Genomic DNA, 19895 nt, shown 5'->3' with positions numbered 1-19895 from the left:
CTAACTCCGACATTTTGTCATCTAATACACTGTTAGCTGCTCTTAATTATTCGAATTCCAAGTGATTGACGATGAATAAAAATGAAATTCAGTTAATGAAAAAAGGTGATCTTCACGTTCATTTAAATGGATTGGTGAGTACTGATGTTATTCGAAGCTTATTGGTAAGAGATAGATCTGAACTACCTTCCGGATTTGATTTGGAAAGAGATTTGAACATATCACTACCCGCAAATTCTCTAGCCTCATACTTGAAACCCTGGCAGGCGTTACGACTTATACCTAAGAGTAAGAGTAGCCTTAGACTGATTGTGGAAAGTGCTTTTCTAAATTTGAAGTCTCATAATATTACATTTGTTGAGATTCGTAATAGTGTCATTTACATGGCTTTGTTAAATAATATTTCGGTAGATGAAGCTTTGTACTGGGTTGTATCTGAAGTTGAAGAGGCATCTGAAAGGCATAAAATAAAAGCAGGATTGATTTTAACAGTTTCTAGAGGTGATTATGCTCAAGAGCACTTGCGAGCTCTTTTAGATGCATATGAAAAACTAGGCAGGCCGAATACTGTGGTTGCGCTTGATTTAGCGGGTAATGAAGATATTACATCACCAATTGAAATTGGTTCGCTTTTTTTGCATGCAAAAGATAAGTATGGACTTAAAGTGACAATTCATGCGGGAGAAACTGGAAGAGTTGAAAATATAATTAGTGCAGTCAATGACTTTGGCGCTGATAGAATTGGTCACGGAACTGCTGCGTCAAAATCAGTTGAGGTAATGAATTTGTTGAAAGATCGAAATATATGTATAGAGGTTTGCCCCATTAGTAACAGATTAACTAATGCAGTTAATGAAAATGAGTCTCACCCTGTTATTGACTTCATTGATCATAAGGTTCCGTTTGTTATATGTTCTGACAACCCTTCAATACATTCATCGACCCTTACTGATGACTATTTAGAATTTTATCGTGAGACAAATTCGTCACAGCATTTACGCGACATGTATACCAATCAAAAAAAATATAGTTTTATTAGGGGGTTGTATGGAAATTAACTTCGTTACAAAGAATTCTCATAAAGCTCAAGAGGTGGAAGATATTCTGGGAAATATTGGTGTTTCAATAGTCCACGCGCCTTTAACAATTCATGAAATACAGACAGAAGATGTTAACGATATTGTAAGGGATAAAGTTTTAAAGGCGTTCAGTAAAGTTGGACGACCTGTATTTGTAGAGCATACTGGCTTATATATTGACAGCTTACAAGGATTTCCTGGCGGCCTAACCCAAGTGTTCTGGGATAAATTAAAGGCAGAAAAGTTCTCTGAACTATTTGGGGGGTTAGAAAATACGGCGCTAACGGCAAAAACCATCATTGCATTCTGTGACGCCAAAAGAGTTTATACGTTTGAAGGGGCTGTAGAAGGAAACATTGCTCCCGAGCCAAGAGGTAATCAAGATTTTCAATGGGACTGTGTCTTTATACCCAAGGGCTTTCAAGAAACATTCGCTGAAATGGGCGAAAAGAAGAATGAGATATCTATGCGAAAATTAGCTTTTGACAATTTTAGAAAATTTCTTGTTTCGGAGATTCTGTAATGGATGACCTTATTGCGTCTTATCGAGAAAGAAATGTCATCCTTTTTGTGGGTGCAGGCGTATCCAAAAACCTTGGCCTTCCGACATGGTCAGAACTAATAAATCATATTGCTGATGAGCTAGGATATGACCCTGAAATATACAAATCTTTTGGTGATAGTTTGGCCTTGGCGGAATACTACAGAGTGAAAACAGGTGGCATTGGCCCTCTCAGAAGCTGGATGGATACAAATTGGCATTCTGCCAATGTAGATTTGCAAGGCTCAGAGATACATAAGCTTATTGCAAATTCTAAATTCCCAATGGTTTACACTACGAATTATGATCGATGGCTAGAGAAATCATATGAACTATATGAAAAGAAATACACGAAAATTGCGGGCGTATCCGATATTGCCAAGATTAAAGACGGTGTAACTCAAGTGATAAAATTCCATGGTGACTTTGATAACGATGACACTATCGTATTAGACGAATCAAGTTACTATGAGCGCTTAGAATTTGAAACCCCTTTAGATATTAAACTTAGATCAGATGTTCTTGGGAAATCCGTCCTATTTATTGGATACAGTCTAACTGATGTAAATCTTAGATTTCTTTTTTTTAAGCTGGCCAAATTATGGAAATCTAATAATGGAGGCGGGGTTCAGCCCAAGTCTTATGTCTTTACACATAGACCAAATCCGATTCAAGAAACAATATTAGAACAATGGGGTATAAAAATGCTTACCTCAAAGGAAAATGATCCGAAAAAAGCATTATTAGAGTTTCTATCGAAGTTCCAGTAATGCAGCTAACAAACGCGTCAATTAGTACGCTAGCAAGCTCGCGCCTATTACGCGGTCGTTAGCTGAATTGAGTATAGGGAAAGTAATATGCGCTTGATAAGAGAAAAGGATGATGTACGTATTTATGAACTCGAAGGTAATGAAGTAAAGTTAACAGTTGATGAATATTCTGTCCGAGTCGTTGACCATAATAATTGCAAGGTTGGTCAATTTGAGTTTGATCGAAGAGAAGAATATCGCAGTGATTATTACATTATTACTAATATGTATTTAGATGAGCAGGGAGATAAATATCTTAGAAAAGGTATTGGCGAGCAGTGCGTTAAATTTTTCAAGGATTATCATGATACGCCAATCGCCACCGGAGGTAATAATGGGTACAAGAGTGACGATGGTACTCATCTCACTGGTAATGGTCCTTCGTTTGCTGAAAAAATGCGCAGAAAGCGACTTATTAGTTAATGATTTCTTTAGATTTTAATTAACTGAGAAATTAATTGGTTATCAATGCAAAGTGAAATTGCGTGCGCTGAAAGTAATTCAGCTAACACATATGAGCCCTTCTCCGGTCTATAGGCAATAGCATTATTTTGGCTGCATTTGAAGCCAATGTTCTCGAACATTAAAGCCGTCTACTCCGTTTGCCAGAATCTGAGGTTATCCGAGTTAGACGACTGAGGGCACCGCCGCCAACTCACTTCTGTCCAAGAACCATTCAGCACTAGCCTCAAAATCCAGCTCTCCGTAGCAATAACCCCCCTCTAACTCCCCCCTTGAAAAGTGGGGAGGATCAAAATCAAAAGCGGCTCATACCCGTTGTTCTAAGAAATTCGGGGCTGATTCTGTTCGAGAACCACAATAGCTCCACAAAAACACCAAAACCCAAAAGGCCGCCAACGCTTATACAAAAGAGCTGACGGCCTTTGTCGCATCTAGCACCCATTAATTCAGCAACAACTCTCGCACCTGTGCTTTCGCTACATGGCGGTCTACCGTGTCTGAATGCATCGTTTCACCGATGTTCACCTCGAGTTTTGACCAAAAGCGCGCAGGGCGGGTGGTGAGGGCGTGGCCGCCTTTGTGACTGAAGAATGACCCCCACTGAATTTTAAGCATGCCTGTCCTTAGTTTGTTGTTAGTTTGTTGAGAGTGGTGTTTGGTGGCCAGCGCTTAAGGAAAATAGGGACAGACATTCTAAGAAAACCATAATACTTCGCCGCCTCTTCAATAAAGGCTATGGGTTGACGCTAAAAGTTGGTTGGCAACAGGCACGCGCATTGAGCAAGTTTGTATTGTCGGCAAGGAAACTGCCATAAAAGCGGCATTACCTCACTTGCAGCGGGAGCGATTTTCCGGTGCTAGACTGCCAAACAGCTAAAAAACGCCCCTCCAGAAAAAACGAATACTCAGGCACTAGCTTGAGGTTTTTGCTGCGTGTCATTCAGTCAAACTCTGTAATTTATTACTCTTACCTAGGGATAAGATATTTTTGCTTGAAAGAATGAATTGTTCTACAGAGTGAAAGCGTCACTTCTTAAGCATGCCTGTCCCTAGTTTACCTATTATTTCTATTTTCACTCAGAGGTAAACTAAACGCTCAGTGGACCTTTATTGATGTTAGATAATGGTTGGTTCACATCAAAAATCATACCGCGTACTTCTTCCACGCCCATCTTTTTTAAGCGTGCGGCATGCATTGTTAGGTAAGCTTCTGCACTGCTTTGATCTTCAAAAAGGTAGACGCCACCAGCTACATTGGCAGCTTGATCTTCCGTCCAAATTTTCCAGATCATACCTGGCTCATCGTTAATAGACTTTGCTAGGTCAACGAGAGCGTTTGACATTTCTTCACCAAATGGGCCGTTAAATGCAAAATCGACTTGTAACAGTTTCATAGTTTTTTCTCCAAATAGGTACTGGGTATTGCGCTAAGACTTATTGTCATATTGCAGAATCTAAGAGGCTTGATTGCCTGACTAAAGATATTACCTGTAAAAAAAAGACAGAAAAGTTCATAATATTGCCATTAACTGTTAGGAATTTAGACCAATGAGATTGAAGACCACCCTAGATCAATGGCAAACACTCTATGAGATAGATCGCGCTGGTAGCATTCAAGCTGCGGCATTGCGACTGAAAAAGAGCCATACCACATTGATTTATGCGTTGAGAAAACTAGAGGATCAGCTCGGTGTATCGTTGGTTCAAGTTGAAGGTCGAAGAGCTGTCTTATCTGAAAATGGCAAAGCATTATTGCGCAGAGCCAGCAGTATGTTGGAGCAGGCTAGAGAGCTTGAGCTTATCAGTGAACTGTTAGTTCAGGGGATTGAGTCTGAAATAGTCGTTACGGTTGATCATTTGTGTAGCCTTGAGCGCCTGTATGAGCCGATGGCTAATTTTCTGGCGGAGAACAAAAGTACATCAATACAAGTAATAGAAACTTCGCTATCGAGGACGACGGAAGTGGTCACACAAGAATTGGCGGACGTTGCCATCATTAATCTACCAATAACTAATTACTCTGCTGAAGCTTTTGGTTTTACGAAAATGATGCCTGTTGTAGCAAGTTCGCACCCATTAGCTAAGTCGGAGTCGATATCACTTAACCAGTTATCCTCACTGCCACAAATTGTTGTGAGAGATCTAGGGTCGGTAGAAAAACTAGGCGAGAAAAAAAATGCAGGGTGGCTGAAATCGAGACAACGAATTACAGTTGATAATTTTGACCATGCATTTAATGCGGTAGTGCAAGGAGTGGGGTATTGCAGATTACCTAAACATATTATTGACAGTCGAGGTAATGAAAAACTGACGGTGCTTAATGTGGAAAATGGAAGTAGTTATCAGGTTCCGCTGCATCTCTCTTTACCTAAAGGGGTCAAAACAGGACCTGCAACACAACGCTTTTATGAATTGCTTCTTGAGTCAGTTACCCCTTTATCTTCTGAGCAACTTTCAAATCAAATATAATATGAAGTTAGCAAGGCAGTTTTCCGTAGAGGAGTTACAAAATTAGTAATGTAATTAGCTCACTTTTGTCCATAAACGATTCAGCACTAGCTTCAAAATCCAGCTCTCCGTAGCAATAACCCCCCTCTAACTCCCCCCTTGAAAAGTGGGGAGGATCAAAATCAAAAGCGGCTCATACCCGTTGTTCTAAGAAATTCGGGGCTGATTCGGTTCGAGAACCACAATCTCTCCACAAAACGCCTCCCCCAAAACCCAAAAGGCCGTCAACGCTTATACAAAAGAGCTGACGGCCTTTGTCGTATCTAGCACCCATTAATTCAGCAATAACTCTCGCACCTGCGCTTTCGCTACATGGCGGTCTACCGTGTCTGATTGCATTGTTTCACCGATGTTCACCTCGAGTTTTGACCAAAAGCGCGCTGGGCGGGTGGTGAGGGCGTGGCCGCCTTTGTGACTGAAGAATGACCCCCACAAGCCTTTGAGGGCGATGGGAACGACCAAAGTCGGAGTGCGCGCCAGAATCTTCTCAACGCCTGCTTTGAACTCGCCCAATTCACCGTCTGACGTTAATCGACCTTCAGGGAAGATGCAGACCAATTCGTCATTGTTTAACGCGGCATCTATTTCATCGAAGGCGGCCTCATAGGTGTTTGCGCACTTGTGTTTTGCGCAGATAGGAATGACTCCCGCATGGCGAAACACGTATTTGAGTAGCGGCAGTTCACTGATGGATTTGTCCATCACGAATCGCACGGGGCGGGTAGACGCACCCATTAAAATTAATGCATCCACATAGCTGACATGGTTGGCAACGATCAGGGCTGCGCCTTTGGTTGGAATGTGTTGGCGGCCCTTTACGGATACGCGGTATAAGCAATGGCTAATTACGTAGCTAATAAAGCGCTGCGTAAACTCAGGCACTTGGCGATATACATACACGGCAACCACGAAGTTCCCCAAGGCCATTAAGGCAAACAATTCGACAATGGAAAAATCCAGCACACTCAGCACCAAAATTGACACGGCCGCCGAGACCACCATGAACAACGCATTCATGATGTTGTTCGCTGCGATAGATTGCGCGCATTCCCCATCGGCAGAGCGTGATTGAATGAACGCATACAAAGGCACAATGAACACACCGCCACTCACGCCGACAAAGAACAAGTCAATCATCACTCGGTAATGCATGGATTGCGCTAAGAAGGCTTGTACGTTGTAAAACTGCGCAGGGAAAGAATCGATGCTCGGCACGGCCCACAACAAATCGCCCGTGAACAGGGTTAATCCCAAAATACCAAAAGGAAGAATGCCCAACTCAACATGGTTAAAAGAGAGCTTTTCACACAGCCACGAACCTGTGGCGACGCCAATGGAGAACAGCGCGAGCAACAAGGCCACGACCGTGCTGTCGGCATGCAGGTGTTCGCGTGCAAAGTTGGGGAACTGGGTTAAGTAGGTTGCACCCATAAACCAGAACCAACTGATGGCGAGGATAGCCATCCAGATCCCGCGTTGTTTGTTCGCAATTTTGAGGGTTTTCTTTAGCCCTGAAATCGGTTCAAAACGCACCTTTTTAGGCTGCTGGCTCGGCATAGACGGAATGCGCAAGCTACTCAAAAAGCCCAACACTGACAGCATGACGACAATGCACGATGCGAGGTAAGTACCGCCCGGCACGGCGAGCAACAGGCCTGCACTTAGCGTGCCGATAAGAATGGAAAGGAAGGTGCCCATCTCGACCCATGCATTGCCTTTTACCAGCTCACTCGGTTTCAAGGCTTGAGGCAGCAATGCGTATTTTACGGGGCCAAAGTAAGCGGATTGCGTGCCTGTCATGAACAGAAGCGCGAGCATGAGCATCACACTCTGGGTCATGATGGCCATGGCGGCACACATCATGATAAGCAGCTCGACCACTTTCAAACGACGAATGAGCGTGGCCTTATCCATGCTGTCAGCCACGGCACCGGCGTGCGCTGAGAACAAGAAGAAAGGAAGAATGAAAAGGCCAGCAGCTAAGTTGATGAAGAGGTCAACGGGCAAGGGCAGCGCGTCGATTTGGCTGTACGTCACCATCAACAACAGCACGTTTTTGTAGAGGTTGTCGTTCAATGCGCCAAGGCACTGTGTCATGAAGTAGGGGAAAAAGCGTGTTGAGAAAAGCATGCTGGCTCCGTAGATGCAAATCACTGAGATGACTGCACCTTACGTGATGCTCTGTGATAAACCAGCGGCATTGCAAGAGTGACAATATGGTAAACCAAAGGTAACAAAAGATGGGACTTTTCGTGGTAAGCCTCAGTAACTATTCATGTATTCTGATAGGGTTTAACGGAGCTTTTCATTCTTAAAGCGAGTTATCTAAACACGTGTTTCGCGTGGCGCTCGTGTTGAAAACGTGAGTACTTAGGAGGATTCTTTGAAGTTTGCGAAATATTGGAAGAAGCATGATGTCACTGTCGATAGCGATATCTTTGGACGTGAGAAGATCTCAATCTGGGGCGCATCAAATACAAGTGAAAATGACGCGGGGCTCCATGCTGAGAAACGTCTGGCATCGATGCAGGCATTCCTCAAAGGAGACTTTTCAAAGGAAGACGAGTACGAGTATTGGATCGACTTTGTTAAAGAGGAAATACTCGACGAAGTGGACGCAACTGACGGTGGTCAGCTTGCGGTGCTAAGTCGCAATGGCTATGGCGCGAGGGTGTTGAACACTGACAATGTTGTGTTTGGCGATATTGATATTTCCCCTGACTCAGCCGGCTTCTTTGATCGCATCATGCATCTGTTTGGTCGACCTAAAAAAGATAAGCCTTTTGTTGTCGAACAAATAGAGAGCTATCAACGTGAGCACCCCTCTCTGTCTTTTCGTGTCTATGAAACGCACTCTGGTATTCGATTTATGCTGACCAACCAGCACTATTCTCCCGGTGATGCTGTGATTGAGGCAATGTTCCAAGCGCTGAATGTTGACCCGTTATACACCACTTTGTGTAAGCAGCAAGATTGCTTCAGGGCAAGGCTGACACCGAAACCTTGGCGAGTGGGTTTGGCGCGACCTGGCAGCCGTTACCCGCGTTCAAGTGACAGTGAACAGCGCGAGTTTGAACGCTGGCTAAGAGAATATGAATCGGCCTCTTCTGCGTATACGGCAACAAAACACCTTGCCTCGTTTGGCGAGGAACGCGTCAGTGCCGACATACAGAAAGTGATCGACATTCATGATGGCCGCCATTCGAAAGCATCAGCGGCTCTTGCGTAGATTGAGATGAGTGTGAAACATGAAATTTAGAAGCAGTATCGGAACAATTGAGCATGGTAGCGCTTTATGTGGTGAGCTTAAGCAGTTCTTGATTGAGAATGAACCGGATTATGGCGCGTCATTGGTGCCTAATTTGTCCCATATTAGTTTTCTCGCTAAAAACAATACGGGTATCGATATTGATGACGTCACGCATTTGGTTGGCAATGAATATCAACTCAAGTATCGCTACAAATGGTCAATATACAATGGCTGCGCTGATATGGATCTTGATGGCGAAGAAAGCACCACAGTGTCATTTTCCATGGATGACCTAGGCAGTATCAAATTCAACATTCACGATAATGAAGCGCGTGACACGCTCGACGAGTTTTAGTGCCCGCGGAATTGGCATCAATGCTTGAAAAAGGGAGGGTGCAGGTTGGGAAACATGGAGCCTATAAGGCAGACTCCATGTTCGGAAAAGCAGTGAGCGCGCGATTTATTTAATGTCTTGCACGTTCATGACTAAGGCGTCCCAGTTACGCTGGTTTTCAATGTCATGTTGAAGACCTTGGTCATCCGCAAGGGTGAAGCGTTTTAGCGCTGGCGTTTTGCTGGTGGCTTGGTACAGCCAGTAAGCTTCTGCTTTTAGTGCTTCGTTGATTGGCTTATCAATGGACTCATACACCGCTTGTTTACATGCATTGATCGACTCTGCTGGGAATTGCGCGATACGGTTCGCTAAGTTATCCACGTATTCGCCAATTTCTTCTGGGTCGAGCGCGCGGTTGATGGTGCCCATTCTTTCTGCTTCATCGGCGTCAAAGTCACGGGCGCTAAGGATGATTTCCAATGCACGGCCAAGGCCAGTTTGACGGGCCATGCGTGATGCACCGCCGCCACAAGGCAAAATACCCATTGCCACTTCCATTTGCATGAACTTGTATTTGCCGCGTGCGGCGAAGCGCATGTCCAATGCCAGTGCCAATTCATGGCCGCCCCCACGCGCAAAACCTTCCAGTTTCGCGATGGTGGCTTGTGGAACCTTGCTGATGCGCTCACACACTGATTGCAGGTCAAGAAGCTGAACATCTTCGCGAGAAACGGCTTCGTCTGACATGTCTTTTAGCAGTTCTGTGTCGTAGTGGCACACCCAAATTTCTGGGTTTGCTGATTGAAACACTACCACTTTGGTGTCTCGGTCTCGCTCTAGGCGCATTGCTAGGCTGTTCAAATCAGCCAGCATTTCTTGCCCTTGAAGGTTCACCGTTCCGAAGTTAAAGGTAACGGTCAGAATGCCGTTGTTCTGTTCAGTGGTGAAGGTCGTAAAGCCTGCATATTTCATCATTTCATCCTTTTTTATTCGCGTTATATTTTTGTTTTCTCTTCTTTTCTTTTCTCATGCCTCAGAGGTGTTGAGCCCTCTGGGTTTTCTCTTTCGCAACGCTTATGCGTATCTCACCAAGGTGCGTGTTTCTATACTCATTCGCGGTGCGCTTGCAGCGGATTGGCCCACAATATCCAGTGCGCTGTGCGCCAAATAAGGGCGACCTTGATTGTCGTAAACATTGAAGATCACCACTTCATCCGAACGCATGTTGGACTGATAAAACCACTCATGCTTGGGGTTTGCAGCAACGCCAAGAATTTCACCTCGACGGTTAGGATAGACCAGATCGATGGTCATCCAATCCTCGTTATCCATCGATGTCGGATGAATAAAGCCGAGCGGAGAAGTGGTGATGACCGGACTGATTGGACGCCATACATTGACGAAGGCAAATGCGCCTTCTTGGAAGGTTTTCGCACGCTCTTTGCCCACTAGGTTGACCAAGCGTTGGTTTGCGCCGTCAGGGCTGTAATCGTTGTGAACGTTTCTGGCGGGTTGGCGCGCTGAACCTTGGTCATCAATCCTGACGGTGTGGTCAAAGACGATCACGTCGAGCGCATTAATCTCTTGCGCAAGCAGTGCTTGGATTTCTTGGTCGTAAGCGGGTTGCCATGCACGGTCTTCATCAAATTCCGTCACAGCAGAAGGCTGGGTAACAAAGGTAATACCGTCGTTGGCAAAATTAATATTGCTGCCGCTGTCTCGGTTGTCCCTGACATTCACTTGCGTGGAAACCAACTCTGGGACAATCAAGTTGCCGGAAATGCCATCAACATCAAACTGGAAGGCCTGTGCTTTATGGCTTTGTACGTGGTAATTCACTGAGGCTTTAAGTGTCATGATTGAAGACTCCATTCCATGTTTCACGGCTACACATCGGTACCGCATATCATGGAAACAGAGCTTAATCATTTCAGAGAGGTTGAAAAACAAGCGGGAAAAAGAATCAGAATTCTGGTTTTGAATATAATCGCTACCGGTGAGAAAAATAGGCGCACGAGCGCCTTGATTTAGGTTTCCCAGTGATCGTTAACAAAATGGGTGCGTTGCAGGGATTGAATGACATTTTCCAGCACGGGGCCGACGGCATGGCGGCGGGAAACTAAGCATCCGACTGAGGTCATCCAACCGTTATATTCATGGGCGACGGGCAGGGCGATGACATCACCTTTTTGTATAAAAGACTTCGCAGAAAGCTCGGGTACGTTTGCCCATCCCACGCCTTTGCTGACAAGATCAACCAAGGTTTGGTGAGTATTGGCGTACCACATTTTTGAACTGATGCCGTAGCTGAACCAAAGCTCTTTGTGCTCTGCGCTGCGGTGCACGCATTGGCGATACCGCTTTAAATCTGCGTCATGAACGACAGGCAAGGTTGCCAATTCATGATGAGACGCTGCAATGGTCAAAAACCGCGCTTGCCCGAGCAAAAAGAAATCCATATCTACTTTCAATTCCCCGTCTGCATAGATGATCCCCACGTGCGCTTTGCCGTCTCGCACTAAATTTTCAACATCAAACGTGGAAGCCGTGATGATGTCGAAATGTGTGATAGGAAAAGCGTCCGACAGCGGCGCAAGAATGGCAGTAAGGTTTTCGTCAATCAGACTTTCATCGACGGCAATCACCACTTCATGCTCGTGCTCTTGGGTCAAGGATTCGACTTTCTGATCGAAGTACGTTTGTTGATGAAGAATGGACTGAGCAATGGGCAGCAGTGCCTTTCCGTTATCGGTAAGAACGGGGGTGTTTTTCTCTCGGTTAAACAATTCCTGATCAATGGCAATCTCAAGGTTTGCGATGGCCTGGCTGACACCGGATTGGGCACGTTTCAATTTGCGAGCGGCGGCAGAAAAGGAGCCACTTTCGCACACCGTCACGAATATCTTTAATTGTTCAAAGCTGTACATGAGGGCACCAACAAAAAAGCAGTGCGTTCAAGCTATCACTAAATGTGATGGCTGTTAACTTTGTTTATGGTTTTTGCCTGCCATAATCGCGCCTCGCAAACTTAGCTATCTTTCTTTTTGAGTTACCTTATGACCACGTTAGAACGCATTTTTCACTCGGTTTTATTTGAAGCACTTGCCATCACATTCTCGGTAATTGGTTTGTCTGTCTTTACTGATCACGACCTTAAAGCACTATCAGGAACCATGATAGTTGTGGCGACCATCGCCATGATTTGGAATTATTTCTTCAACCTGACGTTTGATCACTTTGTGAAGGGCGAGAAAACGGCGCGTTCATTGGGTACTCGGGTATCCCATGTCTTGTTGTTTGAAGGGGGGTTACTGTTTTTCACCATCCCTGTGATGGCGTATTTGCTGAACGTGAACCTATGGGATGCGTTCATCATGGACATTGGTGTGACGATCTTTATTACGATTTACGCGTTTTTGTTCAACCTGATTTATGACCATACGCGCGTGTTTATTCTCCAGCAACGTCAGGTGAGCGTGTAACGTTTACGGATGTTGAAACGAGAAAAGCCCGCAGCGGGTTAACGGAAAATCGTTAACCCGCGGCGGGCTTTTTTGTCTGCGCGAGACTTGTCCAAGTATCAACCACAATATCTGGGTTCAACGACACAGAACAATACCTTGGGCCATCATCGTTTGAGCTGCAGGAGAAGTAATCGAAATATTCGTTTCCGATTATCCATCATGATTCAATAGCGAAGCAAAAGTTAATAAGTATTTGATTGGATACTGTATGCCTCAAGATAACTTTATAGTGCGGAGTATCACAACAGTTACATATCTCTACATTTAACTTTCATTATAGTGAGCGTTGAATACAGGTTAATTTGGTTGTTCCATTTGAATGGAGTTGGAAATGGAAAATTATCCCAATATAGCTGCTTTGGCGCTAATTGCTGCAATTGGATTGTCTGGTTGTGGTGGGGGCGGAGGTGATGACGGCGGAGCTCAGTCTTCTTCGGTAAGCAAAATCACTACATCTAAATCAGAATTTACAGCCACACCGAGAAAACACGATGCAATTAACGTCAATATTCCATTAGACGTTAGCTTAACCAGTGATGTCGATAACTTGTTTTGGCGTGCTACGACTGATGCAGACTTGAGCAGTATCAGCAATGTGGATACAGAACCATTCGTGTCTGAACCATTCATTTCGTTCAGCTTGAAACCCTATAGTGAAAAAGAAGAAAGAGTATATTCAGAAGTCGTAACTTTTGATTTCTGTTTCGATAGTGAGTGTGAAAGAAAAATTCAAGGGTCTCCTTTCACTATTCGTTTGGATTATGATGTTGTGCACCCAGGGTTTTCTTCAGGTACTCAGGAAAAAATAAGTTTTGAAACAAGAGAGGATAATCCATTTTCATTAAGTCAAACAGTTGAAATTCCACTGAATGGATTTAACAAAGAGGAATATGTCTTTTTGGTTGACACTGTAGTTCAGTCTAACTCTTCTGATGTGGCTTGTTATTTGTCAAGTGGTAATGAAAGCGTAGTCTGCTCATACACTGGGTATCTAGGTCAACTCGAGGAAGAAGATAAGTCAAAAGAAACTGAAATCTCTCTTCAGTTGTGTGGTTTTTTTGACTACGACTGCGAAAATCCTGAAGATTCTTTATCTGTATCATTTGCATATGATTTTATAGAAACAAAAACTGCTGAATATACTGTGCAACATAAGTATCCACTACTAAATTCTAAATCTGGAATGGTTTATCTTCCTTACTATGATGCTGTTTTGGGGACTGATGAAAACGGTTATGCATTGATTTTTGGTGATCTTTCTTCTGGTGAGTATGTTGACTTCTATCAATACTTCCATTTCGGCATACCGATAGATTTAAGGGGCAATATCCAAGGGGTTTTTAAACACCCCACAAATGAAAAATTAGTTCTGCTCGTTCTCAGTGATGCGCTTGTTGTATTCGAACCTAATATGAGTGAACCAACTGAAAGTAAGTTTACTGCCATTGAGCTTAAGAAAGATTCGCTTAGTCATGGTGTTATTTCTTCATATTACTCATCTGGAAACTTCGCTTATGTTATTGAAGGTGGTCAGTATCAGAACTATCAGAGGATTCACGCAATAGACCTAACCGTTAATGAAGACAGGGCTATGAAGCCACTAGATGAGCCTGTAAGTGTTGTGTCGATTGATGGGAAAGCAATTACTAAGGAATTTACAACCAGTGGCGACGTTGGTGGAGTATATGAATTCTCCCCTCCTAGTTATGCAGTGAGTTTGGATCATATTAAGGATGTATCTTCATTTTCAATCAGTGACTCTAATGAAGGTTGCAAATTCTTAGGTGTTAATGGAAATGAAATATACTCGATTTGTGGTGAGAGATTTGTTTTTAATTCGTCGATGAATCAGGTTTCAAAACTAAGTGATGTTCCGATGCCCTCTTGGTCAGATCCTAGTGATTGGTCCAAGAGAGTTGATTTGGTTTCATACACAGTTGATTTGAATGGGAATGTGTATTTTGCTTTAGCGCACAGTTCAGATTCTCGAAATCGTGGTAAATACATACACAAATTTTCACAAGAACTTAATTCCTTCATAGAGTATGAGTTGATGTATGACGCTGCAGGGAGCCGATTTGGGAGTATATTTGTACGGGTAAACGGAGAAATATGGGCGGCCATAGGTGAAGTTGATTCCAACGAGCTTGGTGTAGGTAAAGTAGAGTTCAGGTAGTCGGTTACTTGAAAGTCATGAGTTGCTGTGTAGAGCCTTTATTTCTCATGTGTATGGGGGCAATAGATGGATCACGATTTACGCGTTTTTGTTCAACCTGACTTATGACCATGCTCGCGTGTTTATTCTCCAGCAACGTCAGGTGAGCGTATAACGTTTACGGATGTTGAAACGGGAAAAGCCCGCCGCGTTGTTAACGGAAAATCGTTAACCCGCGGCGGGCTTTTTTGTCTGCGCGAGACTTGTCTTTGTTTGAGAAGAGCAGTTTGAGAAAGCCAGCTAAGGTGCATTCATGTAGTTTCGGAAAGATTACCTTTTTCCTGTGTCGTTGAAGAGGGTACGTGAGGCGTTAGTGTGCCGATGGCGATGCGGTTTCTTCCTTTGTCTTTTGCTTTGTAAAGAAGCGCATCTGCTTCATCGAACGCGTTAGAGTAAGTCCATTTTTTTGCTGATGGTGTAACGAGCAGTGCGCCCACAGACAGTGTGACGATGCCGTTTTCTGTGATATGAGGAATAGACAGATTTTCTACGCTGCTGCGAATTCGTTCAGCAATGATATTGAGAAACTTGGCGTCACTTAATGGCAGTAGTGCCACGAATTCTTCTCCGCCAATACGGAAACACAAATCATCACTTCTCATTGCGTCATGCATGGCATCGGCGATCGATTTAATGACATCGTCGCCACGTCCATGGCCGAACGTATCGTTATAGAGTTTGAAATTATCGATGTCACAAACAATGATGCCAAGCAATTGGTTTTCAGCCCGCGTCTGATTAAAAAAGCGTTCGGCTTGCTGCGCGTAACTGTTTCTTCCGGGCAGTCCGGTTAATGCATCCGTGGCTGACTCATGGCGGAGGAGTTTCATTTGAGACTGTGTTTGAAGGGTAAGCGTATTGATGCCTCGTGCTAATACGCCAATCTCATCGTTACGTTTAAGTTCTTTTAACTGACTCATATCCATTGCTTCTACATCTTTACCCATTTGTCTGGCGAGATGACGAAGAGGCTCGACGAGTGTGTGCGAGACCCAATAAACCAGAACGATCGAGATGATTAAAGAAACAAAAGCTTCAGCGATAAGCGCATCATAAATTTGCTTTTTCAGTGAGAAGAGATGGGATGCATCAAAGATGGCGAGAACATGCCCCCCATTTCTGTTCAGAAGAGGCAACTTGAAGTAAAAAACTTGTTCTGAGTATGACAAGACATAATCTTTACCTGGCGGGATGGCGGGAAACTGCCACGGAATGAAAGTGCTCTCTTCTAAACGAGCGCTGTCTTGAAGGATATTGATGTCTCTCTTTGATTTGTTGATGAGAAACTCAAGTTTTTGCATTCTGGTTTTTTGTTGATTACTCGGGTGTTTTTGCGCATTCACTAATTCTTGTGTCTTGGCTTTAGCTGCGTCGATTTCCTGTTGGGTAACGTTAGATCGCCACACTTTATTGAGCGACCGATGATACCGCAAACCGTAGTCTTTATTGGAATAGTCGGATGTGCCTTGAATATCTAAGAAAAGGAGCTTTTCGATATTGTGAAATTGCGCTTTCTTCTGTGGCATCAGGAGTTTGGAATAACTGCGACCCGCGACGGCAAGGGAAACATCATGGAGCATAGGAACCAACGCGCCTTCAGCGGTTCCTGCAGCAAAGTTAACTCTCGTCGTCCACTCGGTTTGGTACCGAGAGTAACTCATACCCAGTATGAGGATGAGCACTAACAGTAAGTGAGAGAGGAATAGGGTTTGGTTTATCGAGAGTCTTTGTAACATCGTCTGCACTAATCTTAGTTGTTACTGTCGGACTGATAGATAGAGAGAACGGGCTCTGCGCAGGTGCCGTTAATGCAGACATCCTTGTAGGTGTCATGGCAGCGTTGGCAAAACTCTGCTTCAAGTGTGGGGTGCATGCCGCTGATATCTTGCCCTTCTCGGTTATAGCTTCCATAAATCGGTAAGCCGCCAAAATGTTCTGTCACCCAAATGATCCCTTGTACTTCAGATACGCCGATGGCAGTAGGGCCATCCGTATATGGGCCGTGGGTTTTGTATTGTTCGAGTTTATCTGGGTTGACGCGAATGGTAAGTGGAGAACCTTCGCCATTGTTTATCCAAGAGTAGGCATCTACTGTCTCTTGGATAAACAATGTTGTGTCGGAGGGCAAAATGGTATTTGAAGGCAAGCTTACTGTTTCTTTGACGATGGGCCAGCTTTCCCAGCCTTCAGGGTAACTGGCAATGGATTCGGACGCACTTTGTGTACTAACGAAGGTCAGAGATAGTATGAGATAAAATGAATAACAACGTTTCATATGGTGGTCCTAATTATTGATGCTCAGAAATAACAATCAATCGCTATTTGTGTATCATAATTGCTACTTATTTTTTATGAATAATAAACATATCAATAATTAGGATTAAATCTATTTGTTAGATCGATGTTGTTATTTTCAATGGTCGGGTTTGAATAATATATTTTTTGTTCTATACGTTTTATTTTTGGCGGGATTTTTCAATTAAAACAGTCGGTTGAGCGAGATGTGATATTTTCCCTTTTGGGGTCTCAATATTGAAACAGTTCCACGTGTCTGTGTTTTAATAATTTAGAATGTTCTTATGAAGTGTGCGAAAGAGGTTATTTTAAGGTGGTAAAAAAGCCTGTTCTATTGAACAGGCTATGACATTCATTTACTTCGCGACTTTGCCGAGCTTAGTCCACGTATCCACCACGGTATCGGGGTTCAGCGATACCGAGCTAATGCCTTGCGCCATCAACCACTCCGCCAAATCATCATGATCTGACGGGCCTTGACCACAAATACCGACGTATTTGCCTGCGCGTGTTGCTGCGTCAATCGCCATTTTCAGCATGGCTTTCACTGCGGGGTTACGCTCGTCAAACAAGTGCGCCACATCGCCTGAATCGCGATCCAAGCCCAGCGTTAGCTGTGTCATGTCGTTCGAACCAATCGAGAAGCCGTCAAAGTACTTCAAGAAATCATCCGCAAGCACGGCGTTTGATGGCAGTTCACACATCATGATGACTTTCAGACCTTGTTCGCCTCGGCGGAGATCGAACTTCGCCAGCAAGTCATTCACTTCTGCCGCTTCACCTGTGGTGCGAACGAATGGGATCATGATTTCAACGTTCTTGAGCCCCATCTCATTGCGCACGCGCTTAATGGCTTGTGTTTCTAACTCGAAGCAATCTTCAAACACCGGAGAGATGTAACGCGACGCGCCGCGGAAGCCCAACATTGGGTTTTCTTCATGCGGTTCGAATTCGCTTCCACCAATCAGGTTGCTGTATTCGTTCGATTTGAAATCTGACATACGCACGATAACGCGCTTCGGCCAGAACGCGGCTGCGATGGTAGCGATCCCTTCCGTCAGTTTGCTCACGTAGAAATCAACTGGGTCTTTATAGCCGCGAATACGCGTGTTGATTTGTGCTTTCAGCTCATCGCTCTGTGCGTCAAAGTTCAACAGGGCTTTCGGGTGAATACCGATCATCTTATTGATGATGAACTCTAAGCGAGCAAGGCCAACGCCTTCGTTTGGAATTTGTGCGAAATCGAACGCGCGGTCAGGGTTGCCGACATTCATCATCACTTTAGTGGGTAGCAAGGGCAGTTCATCAACCGCAGACTGGCGCACCACGAAATCGAGTTTGCCTTCATAGACATAGCCGGTTTCGCCTTCTGCACACGAAATGGTGACGTCTGCGCCGTCGCTCAGTTTGCTGGTGGCATCACCACAACCCACGATGGCGGGAATACCCAGCTCGCGGGCAATGATGGCGGCGTGACACGTTCGGCCGCCGCGATTGGTGACAATCGCTGCCGCTTTTTTCATCACAGGTTCCCAATCAGGGTCTGTCATGTCGGTGACAAGCACATCGCCTTCTTGCACTAACGACATTTCATCCAGCGAGGCAACAACGCGTACGCCACCACTGCCGATGCGTTGACCAATGGCGCGGCCTTCAACCAGCACACCCGCTTTGTCGTTCAGTTCATAGCGTTCGATGATGTTGCCGTTCTTCTGCGAACACACGGTTTCTGGGCGCGCTTGCACAATGTACAGCTTGCCGTCGATCCCGTCTTTCGCCCACTCAATGTCCATCGCACGTTGGTAGTGCTTTTCGATGATCATGGCTTGTTTTGCCAATTCTGCGATTTCATCGTCAGTGAGTGAGAATTGGTTTTGTTCTTCTGGAGAGGTATCAACGATCTCGACCTGTTTGCCAATCACTTGGCTCTCGGCATAGATCATCTTGATAAGTTTTGAGCCAAAGGTGCGCTTAACCACGGCGGGCGTACCTGCTTCAAGCAGCGGCTTGTGCACGTAAAACTCATCAGGGTTTACGGCACCCTGCACGACCATTTCCCCCAATCCCCATGATGATGTAATGAACACCACTTGATCGAAGCCAGATTCGGTATCCAGTGTGAACATCACGCCAGAAGAGGCTTTGTCTGAACGCACCATGCGTTGAATACCCGCTGAAAGCGAGATACCACGGTGATCAAACCCTTGGTGAACGCGGTAAGAAATGGCGCGGTCGTTAAAGAGTGACGCGAAAACATGTTTGGTGGCTTCAATGACCGCATCAATGCCTTTCACATTGAGGAAGGTTTCTTGTTGGCCTGCAAACGACGCGTCTGGTAAATCTTCCGCGGTCGCAGAGGAACGCACAGCAACGGAAAGCTCAGTATTTCCTTCCACTAACGTTTCATAGTTATCTCGAATGTCCTGCTCAAGATCAGCAGGGAAGGGGGCATCTAAAACCCATTGGCGGATCGTAGAGCCAGCTTGGCGAAGGGCGTCTACGTCTTCAACATCAAGTTCATCAAGTATTTGGTGAATACGTTCATCTAGTCCTTCAAAATCAAGAAACTGGTTAAACGCGTACGAGGTGGTTGCATACCCATTTGGCACGGATACGCCCGCGTTGGCGAGGTTTGACACCATTTCGCCGAGGGACGCATTCTTGCCGCCGACTTTGTCGACATCATCCATTGATAGGGAATCGAACCACAGGGTGTTCTTTTGCATTTCTTTCTCCAGAAATAGTGCAGCAATTGGGATTTTGGTAGCAACCTAGGTCTCTGAGCGAATAAAACCATGATGAGTTTTAAAAGCTGTGGAGACACGACTAGCTTGCCAAGTGTCGTTATTGTTATCGTTGTGTTTATATCCTATGAAAA

18 protein-coding genes are annotated in these 19895 nt (G+C 44.7%); 9 read left to right on the top strand and 9 right to left on the bottom strand.

Features of this window, described 5'->3' with window-relative positions:
* The first annotated feature begins 71 nt into the window (after positions 1–71).
* The 4 genes from BCT27_RS09155 (at position 72) to BCT27_RS09140 (ending at position 2852) form a co-directional block, all read left to right on the top strand.
* On the top strand, positions 72–1058 hold the full coding sequence (locus BCT27_RS09155) for an amidohydrolase family protein (RefSeq protein ID WP_102395621.1): 987 nt from the start codon (positions 72–74) through the stop codon (positions 1056–1058).
* Positions 1048–1602: a non-canonical purine NTP pyrophosphatase gene (locus BCT27_RS09150; RefSeq protein WP_017012882.1), complete on the top strand. Its 555-nt coding sequence runs from the start codon at positions 1048–1050 to the stop codon at positions 1600–1602. Before BCT27_RS09155 ends, BCT27_RS09150 begins: the two co-directional genes overlap by 11 nt.
* Entirely contained in the window at positions 1602–2390 is a 789-nt protein-coding gene (locus BCT27_RS09145) for an SIR2 family NAD-dependent protein deacylase (RefSeq protein WP_017012883.1), read from the top strand. Before BCT27_RS09150 ends, BCT27_RS09145 begins: the two co-directional genes overlap by 1 nt.
* 87 nt (positions 2391–2477) lie before the next feature.
* Complete coding sequence (locus BCT27_RS09140) at positions 2478–2852, top strand: hypothetical protein (RefSeq protein ID WP_102395620.1); 375 nt, start codon at positions 2478–2480, stop codon at positions 2850–2852.
* A 480-nt stretch (positions 2853–3332) separates the two neighbouring features.
* On the opposite strand, the gene BCT27_RS25470 is transcribed toward BCT27_RS09140, so the two are convergent.
* On the bottom strand, positions 3333–3506 hold the full coding sequence (locus BCT27_RS25470) for a hypothetical protein (RefSeq protein ID WP_157939234.1): 174 nt from the start codon (positions 3504–3506) through the stop codon (positions 3333–3335).
* A 473-nt stretch (positions 3507–3979) separates the two neighbouring features.
* Entirely contained in the window at positions 3980–4285 is a 306-nt protein-coding gene (locus BCT27_RS09130) for a monooxygenase (RefSeq protein WP_102317691.1), read from the bottom strand.
* Positions 4286–4439: 154 nt separating this feature from the next.
* Between BCT27_RS09130 and BCT27_RS09125 the strand changes: the two genes are divergently transcribed.
* Positions 4440–5360 (top strand): LysR family transcriptional regulator, encoded by a 921-nt coding sequence (locus tag BCT27_RS09125; protein ID WP_102395619.1) that lies wholly within the window; start codon positions 4440–4442, stop codon positions 5358–5360.
* Between the two features lie 312 nt (positions 5361–5672).
* Here the strand turns inward: BCT27_RS09125 and BCT27_RS09120 are convergent, their stop codons facing one another.
* Positions 5673–7529 (bottom strand): MFS transporter, encoded by a 1857-nt coding sequence (locus BCT27_RS09120; RefSeq protein WP_102395618.1) that lies wholly within the window; start codon positions 7527–7529, stop codon positions 5673–5675.
* Between the two features lie 253 nt (positions 7530–7782).
* Between BCT27_RS09120 and BCT27_RS09115 the strand changes: the two genes are divergently transcribed.
* Together BCT27_RS09115 and BCT27_RS09110 are read left to right on the top strand one after the other, a co-directional pair.
* Positions 7783–8628, top strand: coding sequence for a hypothetical protein (locus BCT27_RS09115; protein ID WP_102395617.1), 846 nt, complete (start codon positions 7783–7785; stop codon positions 8626–8628).
* A 19-nt stretch (positions 8629–8647) separates the two neighbouring features.
* On the top strand, positions 8648–9004 hold the full coding sequence (locus tag BCT27_RS09110) for a hypothetical protein (RefSeq protein ID WP_102395616.1): 357 nt from the start codon (positions 8648–8650) through the stop codon (positions 9002–9004).
* Between the two features lie 105 nt (positions 9005–9109).
* Here BCT27_RS09110 and BCT27_RS09105 read toward each other — a convergent pair whose 3' ends face one another.
* From BCT27_RS09105 to BCT27_RS09095, 3 genes are all read right to left on the bottom strand, one after another.
* The gene (locus BCT27_RS09105) at positions 9110–9955 is read right to left on the bottom strand and encodes an enoyl-CoA hydratase/isomerase family protein (RefSeq protein WP_102395615.1); all 846 of its coding nucleotides are present in this window, start codon (positions 9953–9955) and stop codon (positions 9110–9112) included.
* Positions 9956–10057: 102 nt separating this feature from the next.
* Positions 10058–10840, bottom strand: coding sequence for a CmcJ/NvfI family oxidoreductase (locus BCT27_RS09100; RefSeq protein ID WP_102395614.1), 783 nt, complete (start codon positions 10838–10840; stop codon positions 10058–10060).
* A 170-nt stretch (positions 10841–11010) separates the two neighbouring features.
* A complete protein-coding gene (locus BCT27_RS09095) occupies positions 11011–11910 on the bottom strand; it encodes a LysR family transcriptional regulator (protein ID WP_102317685.1) in 900 nt (299 codons plus the stop codon).
* Between the two features lie 129 nt (positions 11911–12039).
* Between BCT27_RS09095 and BCT27_RS09090 the strand changes: the two genes are divergently transcribed.
* Together BCT27_RS09090 and BCT27_RS09085 are read left to right on the top strand one after the other, a co-directional pair.
* The gene (locus tag BCT27_RS09090; protein WP_102317684.1) at positions 12040–12465 is read left to right on the top strand and encodes a PACE efflux transporter; all 426 of its coding nucleotides are present in this window, start codon (positions 12040–12042) and stop codon (positions 12463–12465) included.
* A gap of 373 nt (positions 12466–12838) precedes the next feature.
* Complete coding sequence (locus tag BCT27_RS09085) at positions 12839–14683, top strand: hypothetical protein (protein ID WP_102318754.1); 1845 nt, start codon at positions 12839–12841, stop codon at positions 14681–14683.
* Between the two features lie 290 nt (positions 14684–14973).
* Here BCT27_RS09085 and BCT27_RS09080 read toward each other — a convergent pair whose 3' ends face one another.
* The 3 genes from BCT27_RS09080 to ppsA all read right to left on the bottom strand — a co-directional run bounded on the left by BCT27_RS09080 (position 14974) and on the right by ppsA (position 19743).
* Complete coding sequence (locus BCT27_RS09080) at positions 14974–16458, bottom strand: diguanylate cyclase domain-containing protein (RefSeq protein WP_241908543.1); 1485 nt, start codon at positions 16456–16458, stop codon at positions 14974–14976.
* 14 nt (positions 16459–16472) lie between these two features.
* Positions 16473–16997 (bottom strand): hypothetical protein, encoded by a 525-nt coding sequence (locus BCT27_RS09075; RefSeq protein WP_102395613.1) that lies wholly within the window; start codon positions 16995–16997, stop codon positions 16473–16475.
* A gap of 376 nt (positions 16998–17373) precedes the next feature.
* Entirely contained in the window at positions 17374–19743 is a 2370-nt protein-coding gene (gene ppsA, locus BCT27_RS09070; RefSeq protein WP_102395612.1) for a phosphoenolpyruvate synthase, read from the bottom strand.
* Positions 19744–19895 lie beyond the last annotated feature (152 nt).

This window comes from Enterovibrio norvegicus (genome assembly GCF_002876705.1).
GTDB lineage: Bacteria > Pseudomonadota > Gammaproteobacteria > Enterobacterales > Vibrionaceae > Enterovibrio > Enterovibrio norvegicus_B.
Note: the sequence above shows the minus strand (reverse complement) of the source record. Positions and strands in the feature narration are given on the sequence as shown.